Source organism: Rhizobium sp. BK418, from assembly GCF_004341105.1.
Taxonomy (GTDB): Bacteria; Pseudomonadota; Alphaproteobacteria; order Rhizobiales; family Rhizobiaceae; genus Rhizobium.
Map to the genome: position 1 here is coordinate 644688 of NZ_SLZK01000003.1, position 20928 is coordinate 665615.

18 protein-coding genes and 1 pseudogene are annotated in these 20928 nt (G+C 59.8%); 13 read left to right on the forward strand and 6 right to left on the reverse strand.

The genetic code is table 11. The features are described from left to right. Nucleotides 1–26: 26 nt before the first annotated feature. From ftsZ to ligA, 6 genes and pseudogenes are all read left to right on the forward strand, one after another. Nucleotides 27–1739: a cell division protein FtsZ gene (gene ftsZ / locus EV281_RS14640; protein ID WP_132653811.1), complete on the forward strand. Its 1713-nt coding sequence runs from the start codon at nt 27–29 to the stop codon at nt 1737–1739. A gap of 262 nt (nt 1740–2001) precedes the next feature. Then, nucleotides 2002–2958, forward strand: coding sequence for a UDP-3-O-acyl-N-acetylglucosamine deacetylase (lpxC, locus tag EV281_RS14645; protein WP_132653812.1), 957 nt, complete (start codon nt 2002–2004; stop codon nt 2956–2958). Between the two features lie 273 nt (nt 2959–3231). Next, nucleotides 3232–4101: an outer membrane protein assembly factor BamD gene (locus EV281_RS14650; RefSeq protein WP_184326846.1), complete on the forward strand. Its 870-nt coding sequence runs from the start codon at nt 3232–3234 to the stop codon at nt 4099–4101. Between the two features lie 5 nt (nt 4102–4106). Then, complete coding sequence (gene recN, locus EV281_RS14655) at nt 4107–5780, forward strand: DNA repair protein RecN (protein ID WP_132653813.1); 1674 nt, start codon at nt 4107–4109, stop codon at nt 5778–5780. A gap of 68 nt (nt 5781–5848) precedes the next feature. Next, a pseudogene (locus EV281_RS31625) lies at nt 5849–6353 on the forward strand (DUF6886 family protein). A 75-nt stretch (nt 6354–6428) separates the two neighbouring features. After that, on the forward strand, nt 6429–8585 hold the full coding sequence (gene ligA / locus EV281_RS14665) for an NAD-dependent DNA ligase LigA (protein ID WP_132653814.1): 2157 nt from the start codon (nt 6429–6431) through the stop codon (nt 8583–8585). Between the two features lie 155 nt (nt 8586–8740). Here ligA and EV281_RS14670 read toward each other — a convergent pair whose 3' ends face one another. Then, on the reverse strand, nt 8741–9271 hold the full coding sequence (locus tag EV281_RS14670) for a GNAT family N-acetyltransferase (protein ID WP_132653815.1): 531 nt from the start codon (nt 9269–9271) through the stop codon (nt 8741–8743). A gap of 268 nt (nt 9272–9539) precedes the next feature. Between EV281_RS14670 and EV281_RS14675 the strand changes: the two genes are divergently transcribed. Together EV281_RS14675 and EV281_RS14680 are read left to right on the forward strand one after the other, a co-directional pair. Further along, nucleotides 9540–10130 (forward strand): 3'-5' exonuclease, encoded by a 591-nt coding sequence (locus tag EV281_RS14675; RefSeq protein ID WP_132653816.1) that lies wholly within the window; start codon nt 9540–9542, stop codon nt 10128–10130. Nucleotides 10131–10193: 63 nt separating this feature from the next. After that, nucleotides 10194–10682, forward strand: a complete 489-nt coding sequence (locus EV281_RS14680) for a CreA family protein (protein WP_132653817.1) — start codon at nt 10194–10196, stop codon at nt 10680–10682. A gap of 216 nt (nt 10683–10898) precedes the next feature. On the opposite strand, the gene EV281_RS14685 is transcribed toward EV281_RS14680, so the two are convergent. Then, on the reverse strand, nt 10899–11366 hold the full coding sequence (locus EV281_RS14685) for a chemotaxis protein CheW (protein WP_112568976.1): 468 nt from the start codon (nt 11364–11366) through the stop codon (nt 10899–10901). Between the two features lie 2 nt (nt 11367–11368). After that, entirely contained in the window at nt 11369–13336 is a 1968-nt protein-coding gene (locus tag EV281_RS14690) for a methyl-accepting chemotaxis protein (RefSeq protein WP_132653818.1), read from the reverse strand. 430 nt (nt 13337–13766) lie between these two features. On the opposite strand from EV281_RS14690, the gene EV281_RS14695 reads away from it, so the two are divergent. Then, nucleotides 13767–14369 (forward strand): SCO family protein, encoded by a 603-nt coding sequence (locus tag EV281_RS14695; RefSeq protein ID WP_132653819.1) that lies wholly within the window; start codon nt 13767–13769, stop codon nt 14367–14369. Nucleotides 14370–14428: 59 nt separating this feature from the next. After that, entirely contained in the window at nt 14429–15307 is an 879-nt protein-coding gene (locus EV281_RS14700; protein WP_132653820.1) for a 50S ribosomal protein L11 methyltransferase, read from the forward strand. Between the two features lie 188 nt (nt 15308–15495). On the opposite strand, the gene EV281_RS31130 is transcribed toward EV281_RS14700, so the two are convergent. After that, nucleotides 15496–15669, reverse strand: a complete 174-nt coding sequence (locus EV281_RS31130) for a hypothetical protein (protein WP_007814367.1) — start codon at nt 15667–15669, stop codon at nt 15496–15498. A 277-nt stretch (nt 15670–15946) separates the two neighbouring features. On the opposite strand from EV281_RS31130, the gene EV281_RS14705 reads away from it, so the two are divergent. Then, nucleotides 15947–17782: an aminopeptidase P family protein gene (locus tag EV281_RS14705; RefSeq protein ID WP_132653821.1), complete on the forward strand. Its 1836-nt coding sequence runs from the start codon at nt 15947–15949 to the stop codon at nt 17780–17782. A 24-nt stretch (nt 17783–17806) separates the two neighbouring features. Here EV281_RS14705 and EV281_RS14710 read toward each other — a convergent pair whose 3' ends face one another. Continuing rightward, nucleotides 17807–18115: an AzlD family protein gene (locus EV281_RS14710; protein ID WP_132653822.1), complete on the reverse strand. Its 309-nt coding sequence runs from the start codon at nt 18113–18115 to the stop codon at nt 17807–17809. Nucleotide 18116: 1 nt separating this feature from the next. Next, nucleotides 18117–18848 (reverse strand): AzlC family ABC transporter permease, encoded by a 732-nt coding sequence (locus EV281_RS14715; protein ID WP_132653823.1) that lies wholly within the window; start codon nt 18846–18848, stop codon nt 18117–18119. Nucleotides 18849–18980: 132 nt separating this feature from the next. Between EV281_RS14715 and EV281_RS14720 the strand changes: the two genes are divergently transcribed. Both EV281_RS14720 and EV281_RS14725 read left to right on the forward strand, forming a co-directional pair. After that, complete coding sequence (locus tag EV281_RS14720; protein ID WP_132653824.1) at nt 18981–19226, forward strand: DUF2164 domain-containing protein; 246 nt, start codon at nt 18981–18983, stop codon at nt 19224–19226. 98 nt (nt 19227–19324) lie between these two features. After that, nucleotides 19325–20917 carry a hypothetical protein gene (locus EV281_RS14725; protein WP_132653825.1) on the forward strand — a complete coding sequence of 531 codons (1593 nt, stop codon included), beginning with the start codon at nt 19325–19327 and terminating at the stop codon, nt 20915–20917. Nucleotides 20918–20928 lie beyond the last annotated feature (11 nt).

A 20928-nucleotide genomic window follows, 5' to 3' on the forward strand; every position in this document is an offset into this window, starting at 1 on the left:
GGCCATAAAGAGAAGGAACAGGTACCATGACTATCAAGCTGCAGAAGCCTGACATCACCGAATTGAAGCCGCGCATCACCGTATTCGGCGTCGGCGGCGGCGGCGGCAATGCCGTCAATAACATGATTTCGGCCGGCCTCCAGGGCGTCGACTTCGTCGTTGCCAACACGGATGCCCAGGCATTGACGATGACGAAGGCAGAACGGGTCATCCAGCTCGGAGCCAACGTCACCGAGGGGCTCGGCGCCGGTTCGCAGCCGGAAGTCGGCCGTGCGGCTGCCGAAGAGTGCATCGACGAGATCATCGATCACCTGAACGGCACGCATATGTGCTTCGTCACCGCCGGCATGGGCGGCGGCACCGGCACTGGTGCTGCTCCCGTCGTCGCACAGGCCGCCCGCAACAAGGGCATCCTGACGGTCGGCGTCGTCACCAAGCCGTTCCACTTCGAAGGCGGACGCCGCATGCGTCTGGCTGAATCCGGCATTCAGGAACTGCAGAAGTCTGTCGATACGCTCATCGTCATTCCGAACCAGAACCTCTTCCGTATCGCCAACGACAAGACGACCTTCGCCGACGCCTTCGCCATGGCCGACCAAGTTCTCTACTCGGGCGTTGCCTGCATCACCGACCTGATGGTGAAGGAAGGTCTCATCAACCTCGACTTCGCCGACGTCCGCTCGGTCATGCGCGAAATGGGCCGTGCGATGATGGGCACCGGCGAAGCTTCCGGTTCGGGCCGCGCCATGCAGGCAGCCGAAGCGGCGATCGCCAACCCGCTGCTCGACGAAACCTCGATGAAGGGTGCACAGGGCTTGCTGATCTCCATCACCGGCGGTCGCGACCTGACACTTTTCGAAGTCGACGAAGCTGCGACCCGCATCCGCGAAGAAGTCGATCCGGATGCCAACATCATCCTCGGCGCAACCTTCGACGAATCGCTCGAAGGCATCATCCGCGTCTCGGTCGTCGCCACCGGCATCGACCGTGCCATGGGTGAGGGCACCGACCGTGTATTCCAGCCCGCAGCAAAGCCGGCGATCCGTCCCTCCGCGGCCGTTGCTCCGGCACCGGCCGCAGTTCAGCCTGCTCCGGTAATGCAGGCACCGAAGGCCGATCACATCGCGCAGACCATCCGTCAGGCTGAAGTCGAGATGGAACGTGAACTGGAAATCCAGACCCTGCGTGCTGCTGCTCCCGCCCCACAGCAGCCGGTGATGCAGGAAACCTTCCGCCCGCAGAGCAAGATTTTCGCTCCTGCGCCGGAAGCAACCCCGGTCATCCGCCCGGCTCCAGTCCAGCAGCAGGCTCCCGTCATGCACCAGCCGGCTCCGCAGCCGGTCATGCAGCAACCGGTCCGTCATGAGCCCGTCATCCGTCAGGCTCCTGAGCAGGTCCGTATGCCGAAGGTCGAGGATTTTCCGCCGGTCGTGCAGGCTGAGATCGACCATCGCACGCAGCCTGCTGCGGCACATGTGCAGGAAGAGCGCGGCCCGATGGGGCTTTTGAAGCGAATCACCAATTCGCTCGGCCGTCGCGAAGAGGAAGTCGCTCCGGAAATGACGTCTGCCCCGGCCGCGGCCTCGCAGCAGCGCCGTCCGCTGTCGCCGGAAGCAAGTCTCTATGCACCGCGCCGCGGCAACCTCGATGACCAGGGCCGTACCGTCCCGCAGGCCCGCATGATGCAGGAAGACGATCAGCTGGAAATCCCGGCCTTCTTGCGCCGTCAGTCGAACTGAGAAGGTGGCTTCTCCACAGAAAACGCCCGGGACCGAAATCCCGGGCGTTTGCATTTCTATATGCTTGAATTCTAAATGCTTTTGTCCTTGCGGATTTCGTAACAAACCGAAACGAACAGTGATTTGGATTGCAGCGCCGGTCCACGTAAGTATGAAGCAAGCGAACTGCCCTATGAGTCCGCTTCGGGCGGCTTGGGCAGTGCAGAAGATGAGACCCGGCCGCTTGGCAGCAACGGGTACGGTAGAATAAAGGCAGAATTTTATGGGACTTGGCTTGCTGGGCTTTCAAACGACGGTATCACGTCCGGTGACACTTTCGGGCATCGGCGTGCATTCGGGTGCCGACGTTTCGATCACCTTCAATCCGGCCGAAGCCGGCACGGGCGTTATTTTCCAGCGTGTCCATGAAAACGGTGACATTACCGAGCTGAAAGCCGTTTCCTCGCAGGTCGGCAACACCGATCTCTGCACCGTTCTCGGCTTCTCGCCGGCACATTCCGTCGCGACGATCGAACATGTGATGGCAGCAGTTTATGCTCTCGGCCTCGACAATGTCGTGATCGAAGTCAACGGCGCCGAAATGCCGATCATGGATGGCAGCTCGGTTCCCTTCGTCGAAGCCATCGAGCAGGTCGGCCTCGTTTCCCTCGGCGTCAAGCGCCGCTACATCCGCATCACCAAGCCGGTTCGTATCGAGCATGGCGGCTCCTGGAGCGAGTTCCGCCCTTATGACGGCACGCGCTTCGAAGTCGAGATCGATTTCGAATGCCCGCTGATCGGCCGCCAGAAGTGGGAAGGCAATCTCACGGCCGCCGTTTTCAAGACCGAGCTGTCGCGTGCGCGTACCTTCGGTTTCATGCGCGATGTCGAGCGTCTCTGGGCTTCTGGCCATGCCCTCGGCTCATCGCTGGAAAATTCCGTCGTCATCTCCGACGACAACACCGTCATCAATGTCGAAGGCCTGCGCTACGCTAAGGACGAGTTCGTCCGTCACAAGACGCTCGATGCCGTCGGCGATCTGGCGCTTGCCGGCGCACAGTTCATCGGCTGCTACCGTTCCTATCGCGGCGGCCATAAGATGAACGCCAACGCCCTCAAGGCGCTGCTCAGCGACCCGACTGCCTATGAAGTGGTCGAGACGTCGACGCCGCGCCAGCGCGTCACAGTTCGTGAATTCATTGCAGTCAACGCTCCGGAATTCGCCCCCTGGTCGGCATGACCTCCAGTATACCAATTAAGGCCAGGGCCGCCTCCCAACGGGGGCGGTTTTTTTATGGGGAAGGGGCGGATGGCACGCCGACAGATGTGTTGCCGCATCTATTTAGCCACGGCAGGTTAGAATGGCGTTGAAAAGCCCGACATTCTCGGCCGTGCTGCCACAAAAATGCGTTAATGCGTGATCATTGCGTTGCTCTCGATGCACATTTGTGGATAGAAACGCCAGCTAGGCATGGCTGCTGTGGAGTGGACGGCGGCGGTGGGATTCTTTCGAATGGCTTATGCAAGGTCTGACATGATGATGAAGACAGCGCGCGCTTTGCTCGCATCCGTGATGGTGCTGAGCGCAGGCGCCTTGATTTCCGGCTGCCAGTCGGACCCTGATATCGACATCACCAAGCTCGGCCTGGAGACTGATCCGCCTGACGTGCTCTACACGCAGGGCCTCGCGAACATGAAGGCCGGCAACATGGCCGAGGCGGCGCGAAAGTTCGATGCGATCGATGCACAGAATCCCTTCTCGGAATGGGCGCGCAAGGCGCTTGTGATGAGTACCTTCGTCAAGTACCGCCAGGGCCGCTTCGACGATGCGCTCACATCGGGCAACCGCTATATGGCGCAGTATCCGAAATCGAAGGATGCCGCTTACGTGCAATATCTCGTAGGCCTGACCTATTCCAAGCAGATCGTCGACGTGACGCAGGACCAGCGCGCGGCGCAGAAGACGATCGATGCCATGCAGGCCGTCGTCGACAATTATCCTGATTCCGAATATGTCGACGATGCGCAGGCCAAGATCCGCTTTGCGCGCGACCAGCTCGCCGGCAAAGAAATGCAGGTCGGCCGCTACTACATGGAGCGCAAGGAGTATCTCGCCGCGATCTCGCGTTTCCGCATCGTCGTCGAGAAGTATCCGAACACGAATCAAATCGAAGAGGCGCTCGCCCGTCTCGTCGAGGCCTATTATGCGATGGGCATCGTCGACGAAGCGCAGACCGCTGCTGCCGTTCTCGGTCACAATTATCCCGACAGCCAGTGGTATGCCGATTCTTATAAGCTACTGCAGTCGGGTGGCGCGGAGCCTCGTGAGAACAAGGGTTCGTGGATCGCCGCAGCGGGCAAGAAACTCCTTCTCGGTTCCTGAGGCCAATGCTGATCCAGCTTTCGATCCGCGATATCGTTCTGATCGAGCGGCTGGATCTCGCCTTCGAGACCGGCCTCTCCGTGCTGACGGGTGAGACGGGCGCTGGCAAATCCATCCTGCTCGACAGTCTTTCGCTGGCCCTTGGCGGGCGCGGCGATGGTGGTCTCGTGCGCCACGGCGAGGACAAGGGGCAGGTGACGGCCGTCTTCGATGTCGGCATGGATCACGGCGCCCGCAAACTTCTGCGCGAAAACGGTATCGACGACGAAGGCGACCTGATCTTCCGCCGCCAGCAGTCCTCTGACGGGCGCACCAAGGCCTATGTGAACGACCAGCCGGTGAGCGTGCAGCTCATGCGCCAGGCCGGTCAGATGCTGGTCGAGATCCACGGCCAGCACGACGATCGGGCGCTTGTCGATACCAATGCCCACAGGACGCTGCTGGACGCCTTCGCCGGTATCGGCGAGGATGTACAGGCTGTGGCCACGCTTTATCGCCAGTGGCGCGATAATGAGCGTACGCTGAAGAAACATCGCGAGAGGGTGGAGGCTGCCGCCCGCGAGGCGGATTACCTGCGGTCATCCGTCGACGAACTCGAAAAGCTCTCGCCGCGTGACGGCGAAGAGGATGAGCTCGCCGACCGCCGCCAAAAGATGATGAAGGCGGAGCGCATTGCCGGCGATATTGCCGAGGCTTCGGAATTCCTGAACGGCAATGCCTCTCCCGTGCCCCATATCGCCTCGCTGGTGCGCCGTCTGGAGCGCAAAAGCCACGAGGCGCCCGGCCTGCTGGAAGATACTGTAGCGCTGCTAGATGCCGCGCTGGACCAGCTTTCCAACGCGCAGATGGAAGTGGAAGCAGCCCTGCGCAAGACCGAATATGATCCGAAGGAACTGGAGCGCGTCGAAGAGCGTCTCTTTGCACTGCGCGCGGCCTCCCGAAAATATTCCGTTCCCGTCACCGAGCTGCCCGCACTTGCCGTGCGCATGATCAACGATCTTGCCGATCTTGATGCAGGTGAAGAACGGTTGTCGAAGCTTGAGGCGGAAGTCGGTGTTGCCAAGGCGAAGTATGATACGGCGGCTCGCTCGCTCTCCGAGAAACGGCACCATGCCGGCGACGCGCTGGCGCAGGCCGTGATGGCCGAGCTGCCGGCGCTGAAGCTCGAGCGCGCCCGCTTCATGGTGGAAATCACCACGGATGTGGAGGAGCCGACAGCCGAAGGCATCGACATCGTCGAATTTCACGTTCAGACCAATCCGGGAACACGGCCGGGCTCGATCATGAAGGTCGCCTCGGGCGGCGAACTCTCGCGCTTCCTGCTGGCGCTCAAGGTGGCGCTTGCCGACCGCGGTTCGGCGCCGACGCTCGTTTTCGACGAAATCGACACCGGTGTCGGCGGCGCCGTGGCGGATGCGATCGGCCAGCGGCTGAAGCGGCTCTCCGAGCGTGTGCAGGTTCTCTCCGTCACCCATGCTCCACAGGTGGCGGCACGAGCTGCCACGCATCTCCTGATCTCCAAGGGACCGTCCGGCGACGGCTCCGACAAGATCGCCACGCGCGTTGCCACCATGGCCCAGAAGGACCGCACGGAAGAGATAGCCCGCATGCTTGCCGGTGCTTCCGTGACGGAAGAGGCGAGGGCGGCGGCGGCTCGGCTACTGGCCGGAAACGGCTAGGGGTTTGCTGGCGGTGACAAGCGGCAGGTGTTGCGCTATCTGACTTGGCTCGCCGGCGAGGTCGATCCATGAGACTTTTTCATTTCAGCGATAATCCCGCCATTGCCGTCCTGTTCGCATTCCGTCCGAACGCCCCCGGGTCGGGAATGGCTGAACGGGCCGCTCGTCTGGGCGATCGATGACATCCACGACTTCATGTATCTCTTCCCGCGCGATTGCCCGCGCATCCTTGTTTGGGCAAAACCGGAGACATCGCAGGAGGATCGCCGCCGGCTCGGGGACTGGCGCGGGTTTCGCCTATATCGAGCGTGCTTGATTGGAGCGACTGCGGGCCGAGACCATCCACCGCTATGAGATGCCGACGGAATGTTTCGAGGATCTGCAGGACGCGTGAATGTGGGTGTCGCGAAGGAATGTCGTACCACTAGCGCTCACGGCTCTGTTTGAGCTCGACCGAGAATTTGCCTCACGCGGTATCGAGCTTAAGGCGTCGACAGTCTTACGCCGGTGAAGGCCCTGCAGCATACGACATTACATGTGAGCGCCATCAGACTCCGCAACGCCCGGCCATAAATTCAAAACGTCGGTACTATTTCAATCGCCGAATTTTGCTCTAAAACCATTGCAGATTCTCTGGAGTGAAGCTGCATGTCGACCGAATCCGTCGCTGTTGAGGACTTGACGCTTGAAGATGCCGCTGCCGAACTGAGGCGGCTTTCCAAAGAAATCGCGCACCATGACGCGCTGTACCACGGTAAAGACCAGCCGGAGATTTCGGACGCGGACTACGACGCGCTGAAGCGGCGCAACGATGCGATCGAAGCGCGCTTTCCAGAGCTGATTCGTGAAGACAGCCCATCGCGCCACGTGGGCGCCGCGCCGTCGGCCACCTTCGCGCCGGTTGTCCATTCAAGGCCGATGCTGTCGCTCGACAATACGTTCTCACAGGAGGACGTGCGCGACTTCGTGGCCAGCGTCTATCGCTTCCTCGGTCGCCTGCCGGACAACTCCATCGCGTTCACGGCCGAGCCGAAGATCGACGGGCTTTCGATGTCGATCCGCTATGAGAACGGCAAGCTGGTGACGGCCGCGACCCGCGGCGACGGTACGACCGGCGAGAATGTCACAGCCAATATCCGCACCATCAAGGAAATTCCGAACGAGCTGCCGAAGGGAGCTCCATCCATCGTTGAAGTACGCGGCGAAGTCTATATGGCCAAAAGCGACTTCATGGCACTCAACGCGCAGATGGAGGCCGAAGGCAAGCAAACCTATGTCAATCCGCGCAATACTGCCGCTGGGTCATTGCGGCAGCTCGACGCGAAGGTGACGGCAAGCCGTAAGCTGAGATTCTTCGCCTATGCCTGGGGTGAGATGTCGGACATGCCCGCTGATACACAGATGGGCATGGTCGAGACCTTTAAGAGCTGGGGCTTCCCCGTCAATCCGCTGATGAAGCGGCTGAGTTCGGTCGACGATATTCTTGCCCATTACAGCGAGATCGGTCTTGAGCGGCCCGACCTCGATTACGATATCGATGGCGTCGTCTATAAGGTCGACAGCCTTGAGCTGCAGCAGCGTCTCGGGTTCCGCTCGCGCAGTCCGCGCTGGGCGACCGCGCACAAATTCCCGGCCGAGCAGGCTTTCACCGTCGTCGAAAATATCGACATTCAAGTCGGACGTACCGGGGCGCTGACGCCGGTCGCCCGGCTGACGCCAATCACCGTCGGCGGCGTCGTCGTCACCAATGCGACGCTGCATAACGAGGATTACATCAAGGGCATCGGCAATAGCGGCGAACGCATCCGCGAGGAGGAGCACGATATCCGCATCGGCGATACGGTCATCGTGCAGCGCGCCGGCGACGTGATCCCGCAGGTGCTCGATGTCGTCATGGAAAAGCGCCCTGTCGATGCGCAACCCTATCAGTTTCCGAAAGTGTGCCCAGTCTGCGGTTCGCATGCCGTACGCGAACGCCACGAAAAGACCGGCAAGCTCGATTCGGTCACCCGGTGCACCGGCGGCTTCATCTGCCGCGCGCAAGCGACGGAAGAGCTGAAGCATTTCGTCTCGCGCAATGCTTTTGATATCGAAGGGCTCGGTTCCAAGCAGATCGACTTCTTCTTCGAAAGCGACGATCCGGCGCTGCAGATCCGCACAGCACCTGACATCTTCACGCTGGAGAAGCGTCAGCAGCAGTCGATCACCAAGCTGGAAAACATCGACGGCTTCGGCAAGGTGAGCGTCGGCAAGCTCTATGCGGCGATCAACGAGCGGCGCAGCATTGCGCTCCACCGCTTCATCTATGCGCTCGGCATTCGCCATGTGGGCGAGACGATGGCGAAGCTGCTGGCGCGCTCCTACAATAGCTACGAGGCCTTTGCGACTGCGATGAAGGAAGCGGCAACGCTTTCCGGTGACGCCTGGAACGATCTCAACGCCATCGAGGGTATCGGCGAAGTCGTGGCGCGCGCCATCGTCGAATTCTACAAGGAGCCGCGCAATATCGAGGTGATCGGCCGCCTGCTCGACGAGGTGACACCACAGGAGGCCGAGCGGCCGGTCACGACAGGCAGCCCGGTTGTCGGCAAGACCGTTGTCTTTACCGGCTCGCTGGAGAAATTTACCCGTGAAGAAGCCAAGGCGCGTGCCGAAAGCCTCGGCGCCAAGGTAGCTGGCTCCGTCTCCAAGAAGACCGATATCGTTGTTGCTGGCCCCGGCGCAGGCTCTAAGCTCGACAAGGCCCGCGAACTCGGCGTCCAGACGATGGACGAGGACGAGTGGCTGGCGCTGATTGGTGGGTAAGGGAGCCTTGCGCTAGACATCGCGTTTCTGTTTTTTTCGACAGCTTGCCTTTCACTCGGCGTCATATCAGGGCTTGTCCCGAGCATCTGCCACGTATCAATATACAAATGGCAGCAGATCCTCGGGACAAGCCCTGATATGACGGAGGAGAGATTTCATGCCCTCAGTCGCGCCATCGTGTAGGCGTCCACATATTGCCCGTCGCGATAGCCGTAGGACCTGAACAGGCCTTCCTTCTCGAAGCCGAATTTCTCGTAGAGGCGGATGGCTGCGTCATTGTCCGTGTAGACGGTCAGTTCCATGCGCTTGATGTCGTGCCAATTATCGGCGGCGTCAAGCATGGCGGCCAACAGGAAGGTTCCGATGCCGCGGCCGGTGAAATCGTCGTGTACACCCATGCCGAGATTTGCGGCATGCTGGCGCCGTCCTTCGAAGCGGGTCATGCCGCCATTGGCGACAAGCTTGCCGTCGAGTTCGACGACGAGATTGAGCGCTTCGGGCGAGGGGTTTTCCATGCGCTTGCGCACCGTGTCGATGCTTTGAAAGGGCGGCCGCAGCGTGCCGGCGCGGTAGCCCGGCAGGTTCATCAGCTCGGTGACGGCTTCGGCATCGCTCATACGCAAGGCGCGAACGGTGAGCCCCTGCAAAGAAGGCTTTTCGGGTGGGGTATCCTGATTGGCTGGCATTACGCTCTCCTTGTGTTTCTAGAGGAGAGCGGAGTTCCGAAACCCTGCTTTCCTCGGCAGGGTTGTCGGGATGATCGGACTGCTAGTGACGCACCATCGCTCCCGCGTACCCTGCAAGGGTCGTGGCAATAAGATGCATATTGTGGTTCACAGAGCTGATCATGGGTGGAAGTTTCGCCATTCGCGTGCAGATGTCAACAGGCCAGAATTTGCCTTCGGATGCGGCTATCTTTATTCCGGTAAGGGTAGACGATTCGGATATTTGCCCGTGAAGACAATCGCGATCGATTTCGAGACAGCCAACGAACAGCGCGGCAGCGCCTGTTCGGTCGGTCTTGCCTGGATCGAGGACGGCCGGGTGACGCGGGTGGAGGAGCGGCTGATCCGGCCGCGCGATATGCGCTTCTCCGGCATGAATATCGCGATCCACGGTATTCGCCCCGAGCATGTGGAGGATGCGCCGGAATTTCCCGAGGTCATGGACGAGTTCCATGAGGACTTCCGGGGCGCGACGATGATCGCCCATAATGCCGCCTTCGACTTCAGCGTCTGGCGGGCGAGCCTCGATCTCTATCGGCAGTCCTATCCGGAGCTCACCTATCTCTGCAGCCTGAAAATGGCGCAACGCATCTGGCCGCACTTCCTGTCGCACCGGCTGAACCTGATTGCCGAGCATCTCGGCCTGCGTTTCCTCCATCACAATGCGGCCGAAGACGCCGCCGTCTGTGCCTCAGCGGCAATCGAGATGGCGAGGGCGGTCAAGGCTGCAACGGTCGCCGCCATTCCTGATGTCATCGGCATGAAGCCAGGCAGGTTGACACCAAGCGGCTACGAGCCTTGCACCTGCCGCAAAGCCTGAGTCCCGTGTTGTAAAGATCCAGGCCATTCTTATCTTAGCTTCCGGATTAACACGGGAGTTGCCATGTCCACGTTCCGCAATCTTTTTCTTGGCTCAGCATTCCTTGCCGCATCCGCAGGCGTGACATCAGCGGAGGTCGTCGGCAAGGTCGGGGTCGACTGGATCGGGAATGACATCATCGTCGAGGCGGTATCGGACCCCGAGGTGAAAGGCATCACCTGCCATGTCACCTATTTCGACCGCAGCCTGATCGACCGCTTCAAGAACGGCAACTGGTTCGAAGATCCTTCCAACAACTCCATCGCCTGCCGCCAGACGGGGCCGATCGAGATCGGCAATATTGATATGTCCAAGGATGGCAGCGAAGTGTTCCGGCAGGGCATGTCGCTGATCTGGAAGGTGCTTGCGGTCAACCGCATCTACGACAAGACCAACAATACGCTGATCTATCTCGCCCATTCGCGGCAGGTGACGGATGGTTCGGCGAAGATGTCGATTTCGACCATTCCGCTCTATGGGCAGGATGTGGTGTGGAAAAATGGGAAGCCTTGAGGGCTTTTGAGCCGTGATGAAGCCCCCCAAACCCAGCCGATCCTGCTCTCGACATCTTCAGCGTTTTGAACGGAACGGAGCGTTGCAGCGGGTTAGCCCCGCCCCCTTGTGGCGAGGGGTCGGGGAGCGGTTTTTACGGTAAGCTTGAAATCATGCCGTCCAAAACGAGAAAGGCCCGGACAAGCCGGGCCTCCACATTCCAGATTTCAAAATCTATCAAGCAGCTTCGCGCGCCAGTTCGTCGGCGATGACCGTATCGAGGTTGAGGAAGCAGACCATAGTCTTTTCCAGTGCCACGATGCCGCGGCAGAAGGCGCGCTGGGCTTCCGGGATGATTTCTGGCGGCGGCTGCAGGTCTTCGCTCTTGATGGTCATCATGTCCGAGACCTGTTCGACCAGCAGGCCGACCAACTTGCCGGCGATGTCGGTAACGATGATGGCGGAACGCTCGGATGGTTCCGTCATCTTCATGCCGAGGCGGCAGGCCATGTCGATGACCGGGATCACGGCGCCGCGCAGGTTGATGAGGCCGAGGACGTAGGGCGGGGTATGCGGCATCGGGGTTACCGGCGCCCAGCCGCGGATTTCGCGGATCGCCATGATATCGATGCAGAACTCCTGGTCGCCCAGGTGGAACGAGACGATTTCGAGGTAGGCGCCCGACTGCTTGATGGCGTTGCTCATGATCAGAATTCTTCCCAGTTGTCTCCGGCCGGAGAGGAGGCGATTGTCCTGGCGGCAGTGCCGCCCGTGAATGCGCCCGCGACCTTGCCAATCAGGCTTCGTGCGGGTGAGGGTTTCGGATGCGAGGCTGCGGAGGCTTCTCGCGGCGTTGGACGGGCGCTCATGCCCTCGCCGATATTGAACTGCCGAACCAGTTTCGTCAGGCTTTCTGCGTCCGTTGCGAGAGTGTGGCTGGCGGCGTTCGTTTCTTCCACCATGGCCGCATTCTTCTGCGTCACCTGATCCATCTGGCTGATGGCTGTATTGATCTCGTTCAGTCCAACCGATTGTTCGCGCGCAGAGGTTACGATTGATTTAACATGGCCATCGATGCGCAGAACATCCTCGCCTATCTGACGCAAAGCCTCGCCGGCTGCCGTCACCAATTCACCACCAGTCTTTACTTCGGCGCCGGATTTGCTGATCAAGGCCTTGATATCCTTGGCTGCTCCGGCCGCGCGGCCAGCGAGTTCGCGCACTTCCTGGGCGACGACCGCAAAGCCCTTGCCGGCTTCGCCCGCACGCGCTGCTTCGACGCCAGCGTTCAGCGCCAAGAGATTCGTCTGGAAAGCGATCTCATCGATGACGTTGATGATGGTGCCGATCTCGCGGGAGGCGTTTTCGATTCGCTCCATCGCGGCCATCGCATCGCCGACGATGGCATCGGATTTCTCGGTATTCTGGCGGGTATGAGCGACCATCTGGCCGACTTCCTCGGCGCGGCTGGTGGCGTTGCGGACAGTGGAGGTAATTTCGTCCAGAGCCGCTGATGTCTCCTCCAGCGAGGCGGCCTGCTGCTCGGTGCGCTTGGCAAGGTCGTCGGCGGCGGCACGCATCTGGTGGCTGTTGGCTTGGATCGAGGTGCTGTTCTGGGCAATGTCCTTCATCGCATTGCACAGGCGCATGGCCGTCTGGTTGAAATCCTGACGCAGCCTTTCCAGCTCTTCGCGGAAGGGCTGGTCGATGCTTGCCGTCAGATCGCCATTGGCAAGGCGGGTGAGACCCTGCGCAAGCGCCATGACGGCGGCGCTCAGCGCTTCAGCGTCTGCGAGCTTGGCGGCTTCGCGCTCGCGGCGCTCGGCATCGCTGCGCTGGCGGTCGGTTTCGGTGCGAGCTTCCAGATCGATCTTTTCGATGGCGGCAAGACGGAAGCTCTCGGCAGCACGGGCCATTTCGCCGATCTCATCACCACGTTCCTTGCCGGTGACGTTGCTTGTAAGATCGCCGTTCAGAATGCGCAGCATGCTTTCGCGCACGGCGGCGATGCCGCGGCGGATGGAACCGCCGTGGACATATTGCAGCACGGCCATGGTGAGAATGGCGATGATGCCGAGAGCGATCTGGATAAGCAGAGAGTTGTGCGAGATTTCATCGGCGTGTTCGACGCGCCGACGGGCGACGTCCGTGCCATCATTGGCGAATTTGTCGAGGGTTGCAGTGAGCTTGTCACCGGCAGCGTCGATGCGATCGTCGATCTTGTCGAATTCGGCATCCGGCGCACCCTGTTCGACGAGCGCCTTGAGGTCCACCTGGATGGCTTGGCGAAGTGCGGCGACATCGGCATCGTAGCTCTTCAAGAGATCGCCGGCCTTCAGTTCCTCGGCCAGCATGGCCATTTCCTTCGAGCCGCTGGAGAGGGCGGCAACGGAGTCGGCAACGAGCTTCAGGCGGTCGGGCTGGACGGTCTTCTCATCCTTGTCGACGATCGTGTCCATGGCGGCGAGGACGAGGGTCAGATTGGCAAGGCGCATATCGTTGATGCGATTGACGCTCTGCTGGATCTCGTCAGCGCGGCGCAAGCCGGTGTCGACCTGCATATTCTCGTACCAACCGATCGCGAGCATCGAGCCGAAACCGATGAATGCCGCACCGCCCAGCGTCCAAAGCCGCTGGCCGACTGAAAGATTCCTGCGAACCGTCGAATTTGTCATAAAGCCACCCTCCGCCCCAGGCGGTTGCGTTCCCTCGATTTTCAGGCTGATCCGGTTCATGGCCCGGCCGACGTCATGTCAGGACAGCGCCGAAGCACTGTGTGCATTACTAAATATAGATATCCGCGCTTAAGCCTTTCCTAACGATGTATTTCTTGGCGTTGCATCGCATCGCTCGGAGCAAGCCTTTAGAAAAGCGGGCTAATTCCATTTTCCGCGACTTTTTCCGATGGCGGTGGCCGGCATTTGGCGTTCATCAAGCTGGGGCAATTAATCACGGGTGAGAAAACGCATTCTTGAATTGCGCACTCGCGATCGCGACTATAATCACCTGATCGAACGGATGGGGCATCCGCGCTTTTGTTTTTACGCAATTCTGGACGCAAAACGCTCAAGCATTATTGCCGGAATTGCTTGTAGGGATCACGCAATGAAAAATTTCCGTATCGCTGTCTGGATCGCAGTGTTAGCGCTTGCCGGCGTGCTCGGATGGTTCACGCTGGACCAGAGCCGGACGAGGAACGTAGTGGCCGAGGGGCCTTTCGGCGTGCCGTTCACGCTGGTATCGCAGACGGGGCAGCCGATCACGGAGCAGGCGCTGCGCGGCAAGCCCACCGCCTTGTTCTTCGGCTTCACACATTGCCCCGAAGTCTGCCCGACGACGCTTTTCGAGCTCAACGGCTGGATGGAAAAGGTCGATCCTCAGGGTAACAAGCTGCAGGCCTATTTCGTCACCGTCGATCCCGAGCGCGATACGCCCGAAATCATGAACGAGTATGTCTCCAACGTTTCAAAGCGCATAACCGGCATTTCCGGCCCGCCGGACAAGATTGCCGACGTCATCAAGGGCTTCCGCGTCTACGCGAAGAAGGTGCCTGTCGACGAGAAAAATCCTGATGGGGATTACACGATGGACCACACGGCCTCGGTCTTCCTTCTCGATTCAGCCGGGCGTTTTGCCGGAACGATCTCCTATGGCGAAAACCCGGATACGGCGATAAAGAAGCTTGAGAATCTCGTCGCCAAGGGATGACCGGCCATTAAAGATATTGGAACCGGTCGCGGCCGACGCAACCGGAAAGATCGCCTATCGTGAGTGAAATCCGCCTTTATGTGTCGACGACTGAAAAGCAGGCCGAGGAAATCCTCGATCTCCTGAGCGAGGTCTTCGGCGAAGAAGATTTTGCCATCGGCACAACCGAGATCGACGAAAAGAACGATGTCTGGGAAGCCTCCGTCTATATGATGGCGGAGGACGAGGTTGATGTGCGCTCGCGCGTGGCGGCGGCGCTGAAGCAAACGTTTCCCGATGCCGTGCTGTCGCGGGAGGTCATTCCGGATGTGGATTGGGTAGTCAAGTCGCTGGAGGGGCTGAAGCCCGTCAGGGCAGGGCGCTTCCTCGTGCACGGTTCGCATGATCGCGATAAGGTCCGGATCGGCGATATTGCGATCGAGATCGATGCCGGCCAGGCCTTCGGTACCGGCCATCACGGCACGACGGCCGGTTGCCTCGAAGTCATCGACCGGGTGCTAAGAGCACGCACGGTGCGCAATGCGCTCGATCTCGGGACGGGCAGCGGTGTCTTGGCAATTGCCGTGCGCAAGCTACGCAATATTCCGATCCTGGCGACCGATATCGACCCGATCGCCATTCGCGTCGCAGCCGAAAACGTGCGCCGCAATGGCATTGCCACCGGCATCGCCACGGTAACGGCACCGGGCTTCCACTCTACCGCTTTTTCCGAGCATGGGCCATTCGACCTTATCATCGCCAACATCCTGGCGCGGCCACTGATCAAGATGGCGCCGCAGCTTGTGACCAATCTGGCGCCGGGCGGATCAGTGATCCTCTCCGGCATTCTGGCCGCGCAGCGCTGGAAGGTACTCGCCGCGTATAATGGTGCGAAGCTGCGCCATGTGCGCACGATCTGGCGCAATGGCTGGGTGACGATCCACCTCGACCGTCCGTAATTTTCCCAGGCTACAGATAAGGAAAAGGGATACAGGCAAGAAAAAAGGCGGTGCCAATGGCACCGCCCTTGGACCGGCGTTTAATTCCGGTCATGCCCGCGAGCCGAAGGAGGAGGTGCTCAAGCGGGCTCTACTTCATTCCGATAGGCCGGTCCGGTGGAGGGAGGAGGAGCGGACAGGCTTTAAGCTCAGAATGCGTAGCTCGGTGCGCCCTTGTGGCGCGTGGAACGCTGGCCGGCTGCGAGCACCTTGAGGCTGTCCTCATTCTGCGGGCGGCGGGCGCCGATGACATGACGCACAGTCTGGCGTTCGCCAGCCTGTACCGGGCTGCTGTAAGCGAAGCGCGAGAGAGAGGCGGTCATTTCAAAAAATCCTTTGTTAATGGCTCGTCGTGAACCGTTCGATGCGCCCTATATAGCTATTCCGGCATGCAGCGGCAGAGGGTTTGTTTCATTGCAGCCATGCGTGCAATGCATGAAGCGTGCCAGTTTCCCACATCGAGACATATTCCTGCCAAATTATTGGGCTGCTGGAGCCTTCCAGACGCTTCGCGTCGCTTTTTCTCCCCAATGACTGAAATTTCGCTAACATGGCCGCTATCCCATTAACCGGATTCGTTTCCTCATTCGGGTTTCCAGCATGTTCCAGTCTTTCGAAGTCACCTCCACGCCACAGTTCGGCAGGGAACGGGTTTCCGCGCTTCGCGCCAGTTTCGACGCGCTCGGCATCGATGCGTTCCTCGTGCCACGCGCCGATGAATTCAACGGCGAATACGTGCCGGCTTGCGCGGAGCGGCTGTCATGGCTGACGGGCTTTACCGGCTCGGCGGGCGTTGCACTGATTACCCGCACGGAGGCGATCGTCTATGTGGACGGACGTTACGTCACGCAGTTGGCCGAGCAGGTGGACGGTTCGGTCTTTACCGGCGGCGATCTCGTGAACGAACCGCCGCATGTCTGGCTGCCGGCGCATGGCAAGAAGGGGCTGAAGCTCGGCATCGATCCGTGGCTGCATACGGGTGCCGAAGTGCGCAAGCTCGAAAAGGCGCTTGACGAGATCGGCGGTGCGTTGGTTTTTCTGCCGCACAATCCGCTTGATAAGCTCTGGGTCGATCGACCCGCTGAACCGCTTGGCGCCGTCACCATTCAGAACGTGGCCCAGGCCGGTGTCCTCGCCAAGGACAAGATCGCAGCCATCGCGGCCGATCTCGGCAAGAAAAACCTGAGGGCCGTGCTGATCGCCGATCCGTCCTCGATTGCCTGGATCTTCAATATTCGCGGCGCCGACGTGCCGCATACACCACATCCGCTGGCGCGCGCCATCATTCACGCCGACGGCAGGGCCGAACTTTTCCTCGACAAGCGCAAGACCGGTATCGAGCTGGAAGCCTATCTGGCGCAGATTGCCAACCAGCTTGCGCCGTCGCTGCTCGACGAGAAGCTTGCGGCGGTGGCCAAAGATGGCGGCCGTATCCTCATCGATCCCGATATCGCCTCCTATGCGCTTGCCGAGATCATCCGCAAGGCGGGTGGCGAAGTGGTCGAGGGCGCCGATCCGGCAAAGCTGCCGCGGGCAGTGAAGAACAATGTCGAGATCAACGGTTCGGCGGCTGCGCATCTGCAGGATGGCGCGGCGATGGTGGAATTCCTCTATTGGCTGTCGCAGAGCAAGCCCGGCACGATCACCGAGATCGGTGCTGCCGAGCGACTGGAATCGGCCCGCGCCAAGGTCGGCCAGAGCATGCAGAATCCGCTGAAGGACATTTCCTTCGATACGATCTCCGGCGCAGGTGAACACGCTGCCATCATGCACTACCGGGTGACCACGGCGACCGACCGGCATATCCAGCCGGGCGAGCTCTTCCTGATCGATTCCGGCGCGCAGTATGTCAACGGCACGACCGACATCACCCGCACGGTCGGCATCGGCGCCGTTACGGAAGAGCACAAGCGCTTCTTCACGCTGGTGCTGAAGGGTATGATCCAGATCAGCACGGCGCGCTTCCCCAAGGGTACGCGCGGTTGCGACCTCGATCCGCTGGCGCGCATCGCGCTGTGGCGGGCAGGAGCCGATTTCGCCCATGGCACGGGCCATGGCGTCGGCTCCTATCTCTCGGTTCATGAGGGGCCGCAACGCATCTCACGGCTGTCGACTCAAGAATTGCTGCCGGGCATGATCCTCTCCAATGAGCCGGGCTATTACCGGCCCGGCCATTTCGGCATCCGCATCGAGAACCTGATCTATGTACGGGAGGCCGAAGACATCGAGGGCGGGGACATGCCGATGTTCGGCTTCGAGACGCTGACCTTCTGCCCGATTGACCGCAGTCTTGTCATCCCCGAACTGCTGACGCATGACGAACTGCACTGGTTCAACGATTACCATCACCGCACGCGCGAAGCGCTGATGCCGCTGATCCACGACCATGACGTCAAGGCATGGCTGGAGAATGCGACGCTGCCGCTGGAATACTGAGCCGAGGGATAACGGGATTCTGGTTTAAAGACCGATCGTGTGCCGCCAGATCATCACGATGATCCAGGCGGCAACGAGCATCCACGTATGCGAGAAGCGCAGGCCGATGATGAGGGCGACGGCGAGCGCCAGCTTCGAATCCCAGCCGCCGATGAAGAAGGCGGGTGCGACGAGCGTCGTCAGTACCGCGGCCGGCACGGCATTCAGTGCCGCTTCCATGCGCGGGGGAATGCGCTTCATCTTGGTGATCATGATGTAGCCGCCGATGCGGGTCGCGTAGGTCGCGACCGCGGCGGCAAGGATCACGAGAGCCATGTGGAGATCGAATTCCATCTCAGACCTCGTGGTTTTCGGTGTTGAGGGCGTCGGCTTCGAGGTCCGGCTCCTCCGCGGGCAGGGGCATTAGCGCAGCAAGGATGATCCCGGCCGCAGCACCCAGGCTCACGTGCCAGGGGGAACCAACGAAGTGATAGGCAACGACCGAGGCGATGGCACTCGTCAGCGCCACGGACAGGAAATTGTCACGCTTGCGGAAGCCGAGCACGATGCCGAGGAAATAGGCTGGCAGCAGGATGTCGAGGCCGATGGTCTTCGGATCCCCAATGAGGGACCCGAGCATGCCGCCGATCAGGCTGATGATGACCCAGGGAATATAGATGACGATGCCGAAGCCGAGATACCAGATGAAGGTGACGCGCTGACCTGCCTCACCGCGTTTGACGGTTTCGGCAAATTGCGGATCGACCAGCAGGAAGAAGGTGAAGAACTTCTGGAGGGCGGTGAAATGCCCGATGTACCGGGCGATTGCCGCCGAATAAAGCACATGCCGAAAATTCACAGCGAGGATCGACAGGACGATGATCCAGGCCTGCACATTGTGGCCGAATAGCTCGATGCCGACCAACTGGCTGGCGCCTGCATAGACGGTCGCGCTCATGAAGGTGATCTCCGGGAGCGACATGCCCTGTTCGGCTGCCAGGGCGCCGAACAGGGCTCCGAAGGGGGCAGAGGCAAGCGCCACGGTAAAGCCGCCTCGCAAACCTTCGACAAAGTCGGCGCGATTCATGGGATTAATCCTGTTGGAATTGAAATTTCCCTCTATGGTGTCTCACTTGCTGCGGCAATTGAATTTCCTTGATTCACCAATCGATTTTGCTGAAGCGTTACCGGTTTACGTCACCGCCAAGACGAGGGAGCCATGAAGAAGATCGAATTTTCGAAAGAGGAAAAGGCGGAAATCGTTTCACACATCCGCCAGTATTTCGATCGCGAACTCGACCCGATCGGCATGCTGCCGGCCGAATTCCTGCTCGATTTCTTCGCCGAGAAGATTGGGCCGTACTTCTACAATCGAGGCATCAGAGATGCGCAGGCCGCATTTCTGAAGAGGATGGAAGATGTGGCCGACGACATTCACCTTCTCGAGAGGGAGGAGAAGTTTTAGATTGGCCAAAGGCTGCTTGGGTCTGCTTTTCACTTAACGCTAAATTATCGCCGCAACAGTATCGTGCCAGCGCATTCGTTCATTGGGTTTCGGGTTGTTTGGCTGCGACTGTCTCCGATATCGACGGTTCCCGCTCAGCCACAGTCGGCAAGGCTGTGATCTTTGTCGTCTGGTTTGCGTTGGCGTCAACGCTTTGCTGGTCCGAAGTCGTGTGGCGCGATGAGGTTCGCGCATTGTCTTTTGCCCTTCAGGGCGAGAACTTGCTCGGCATGCTTCGCCAAGTACGCGGTGACGGACATCCCGCACTCTGGCATATCCTGCTGCGTGCCGGTTATAGCATAGGTGGCTCACCTATCATCCTGAAGATTCTCGCGCTGACGATTGCGACGATTTCCAGCTATCTCCTTGTTTTTAGGCTGGAACTTCCGCTTCCGATGATGCTGCTGGCATTGTTCGGAAACTTTTCGATTTTCGAGTATGCGGCGATGTCGCGAAATTACGGCATCAGCATGCTCTTCGTCTTCCTGATTGCAGTGAGCTGGGAGAAGGGAAAGAGCAACGGAATATTGCTCGGTCTATTATTTGCTTTGCTGGCGAACACCAATGTCCATTCAGTCATCCTGATTGGCGGTTTTTTCGCCTGCTGGTTTTTCGAGCTCGTTCAGCAGCGGCAAGGGTCTACATCAACGGACCGCCGGGCCTTCGCAGCAAGTGTTGCAATTGCCACCGTCGGTGTCATCCTATGCATCTTGACGGTCTATCCGACGTTCAACGATGCCGCGGCGATTGATCTCGATGGACAGAATCTCGTCTCGCTCGCCCTTGGGGATATCGTCGCACCCGGCTCAAATTTTATGGCGTTTTATCCCGCCTTTGTTTTGGATCTGATGCGTGCGCACCCGACGCTCTACGGCATTTTCGTATCGTTGATGTCCGTCCTCCTCTATGGCAGCTTGTTGGGACTGGCGAACCGGCTACCGGCGATGATAGCCTCGGGGCTTGTGCTGCTCGGACTTTGCCTGCTTTTTACCTTCGTCTATCCAGGCGGATACAGGCATCAGGCGCTCTGGCTGGTTTTCACGATCGCGATAACCGCCTTGACTTCAAGCTCGCCGCTCAGGACGTCGGGCGTTGCCGGCAACGACGCAGCTAGCCGGATCGCAAGGATCGGGCAGCTGTGCTTTCTGATATTGCTGTCGCTGCAGGTCATATCCGGTTTCGAAAAGATCTATCAAACCGTTATCACTGACACACCATTAAGCCGAAGCAAGGATTTCGGCGCGTTCATGCAATCGCGCCCCGATCTCAGGGATGCGATTGTGATCGCGGATCCTGATTACCTTGTGGAACCCTTGCCCTATTACATCTCCAATCGCACCTATCTCATGCGTGAACAGCGTTTCGGCAACACCGTGCGATTTACCCGCAACGCACGCCTGTCGCTCAGCCTTGCCGATATACTGCAGACGGCCAGCCACTTGCGTCAAAGTGAGGGTGTGCCTGTCGTCATCCTTCTTTCGCAACGGCTTGACCAGGTTGCTGCGCCGACCTCAGTCCTGGAAAGCTACGTCTGGGAATTGTCTTTCACGCCGGAGAATATTTTTGCTTTTCAGGATGCGACAAGCCTGCTGAAGCGCTTCGGACCGACTGCCGGAAGCGATGAGACATTCGACGCCTATCTGCTGAAATAGGGCGATGACGA

Excerpts from the sequence above, each read along its gene's own strand:
- ftsZ (WP_132653811.1), top strand. The coding sequence starts at position 27 with ATGACTATCAAGCTGCAGAAGCCTGACATCACCGAATTGAAGCCGCGC.
- lpxC (WP_132653812.1), top strand. The coding sequence starts at position 2,002 with ATGGGACTTGGCTTGCTGGGCTTTCAAACGACGGTATCACGTCCGGTG.
- EV281_RS14650 (WP_184326846.1), top strand. The coding sequence starts at position 3,232 with ATGGCTTATGCAAGGTCTGACATGATGATGAAGACAGCGCGCGCTTTG.
- recN (WP_132653813.1), top strand. The coding sequence starts at position 4,107 with ATGCTGATCCAGCTTTCGATCCGCGATATCGTTCTGATCGAGCGGCTG.
- ligA (WP_132653814.1), top strand. The coding sequence starts at position 6,429 with ATGTCGACCGAATCCGTCGCTGTTGAGGACTTGACGCTTGAAGATGCC.
- EV281_RS14670 (WP_132653815.1), bottom strand. The coding sequence starts at position 9,271 with ATGCCAGCCAATCAGGATACCCCACCCGAAAAGCCTTCTTTGCAGGGG.
- EV281_RS14680 (WP_132653817.1), top strand. The coding sequence starts at position 10,194 with ATGTCCACGTTCCGCAATCTTTTTCTTGGCTCAGCATTCCTTGCCGCA.
- EV281_RS14685 (WP_112568976.1), bottom strand. The coding sequence starts at position 11,366 with ATGAGCAACGCCATCAAGCAGTCGGGCGCCTACCTCGAAATCGTCTCG.
- EV281_RS14690 (WP_132653818.1), bottom strand. The coding sequence starts at position 13,336 with ATGACAAATTCGACGGTTCGCAGGAATCTTTCAGTCGGCCAGCGGCTT.
- EV281_RS14695 (WP_132653819.1), top strand. The coding sequence starts at position 13,767 with ATGAAAAATTTCCGTATCGCTGTCTGGATCGCAGTGTTAGCGCTTGCC.
- EV281_RS31130 (WP_007814367.1), bottom strand. The coding sequence starts at position 15,669 with ATGACCGCCTCTCTCTCGCGCTTCGCTTACAGCAGCCCGGTACAGGCT.
- EV281_RS14705 (WP_132653821.1), top strand. The coding sequence starts at position 15,947 with ATGTTCCAGTCTTTCGAAGTCACCTCCACGCCACAGTTCGGCAGGGAA.
- EV281_RS14710 (WP_132653822.1), bottom strand. The coding sequence starts at position 18,115 with ATGGAATTCGATCTCCACATGGCTCTCGTGATCCTTGCCGCCGCGGTC.
- EV281_RS14715 (WP_132653823.1), bottom strand. The coding sequence starts at position 18,848 with ATGAATCGCGCCGACTTTGTCGAAGGTTTGCGAGGCGGCTTTACCGTG.
- EV281_RS14720 (WP_132653824.1), top strand. The coding sequence starts at position 18,981 with ATGAAGAAGATCGAATTTTCGAAAGAGGAAAAGGCGGAAATCGTTTCA.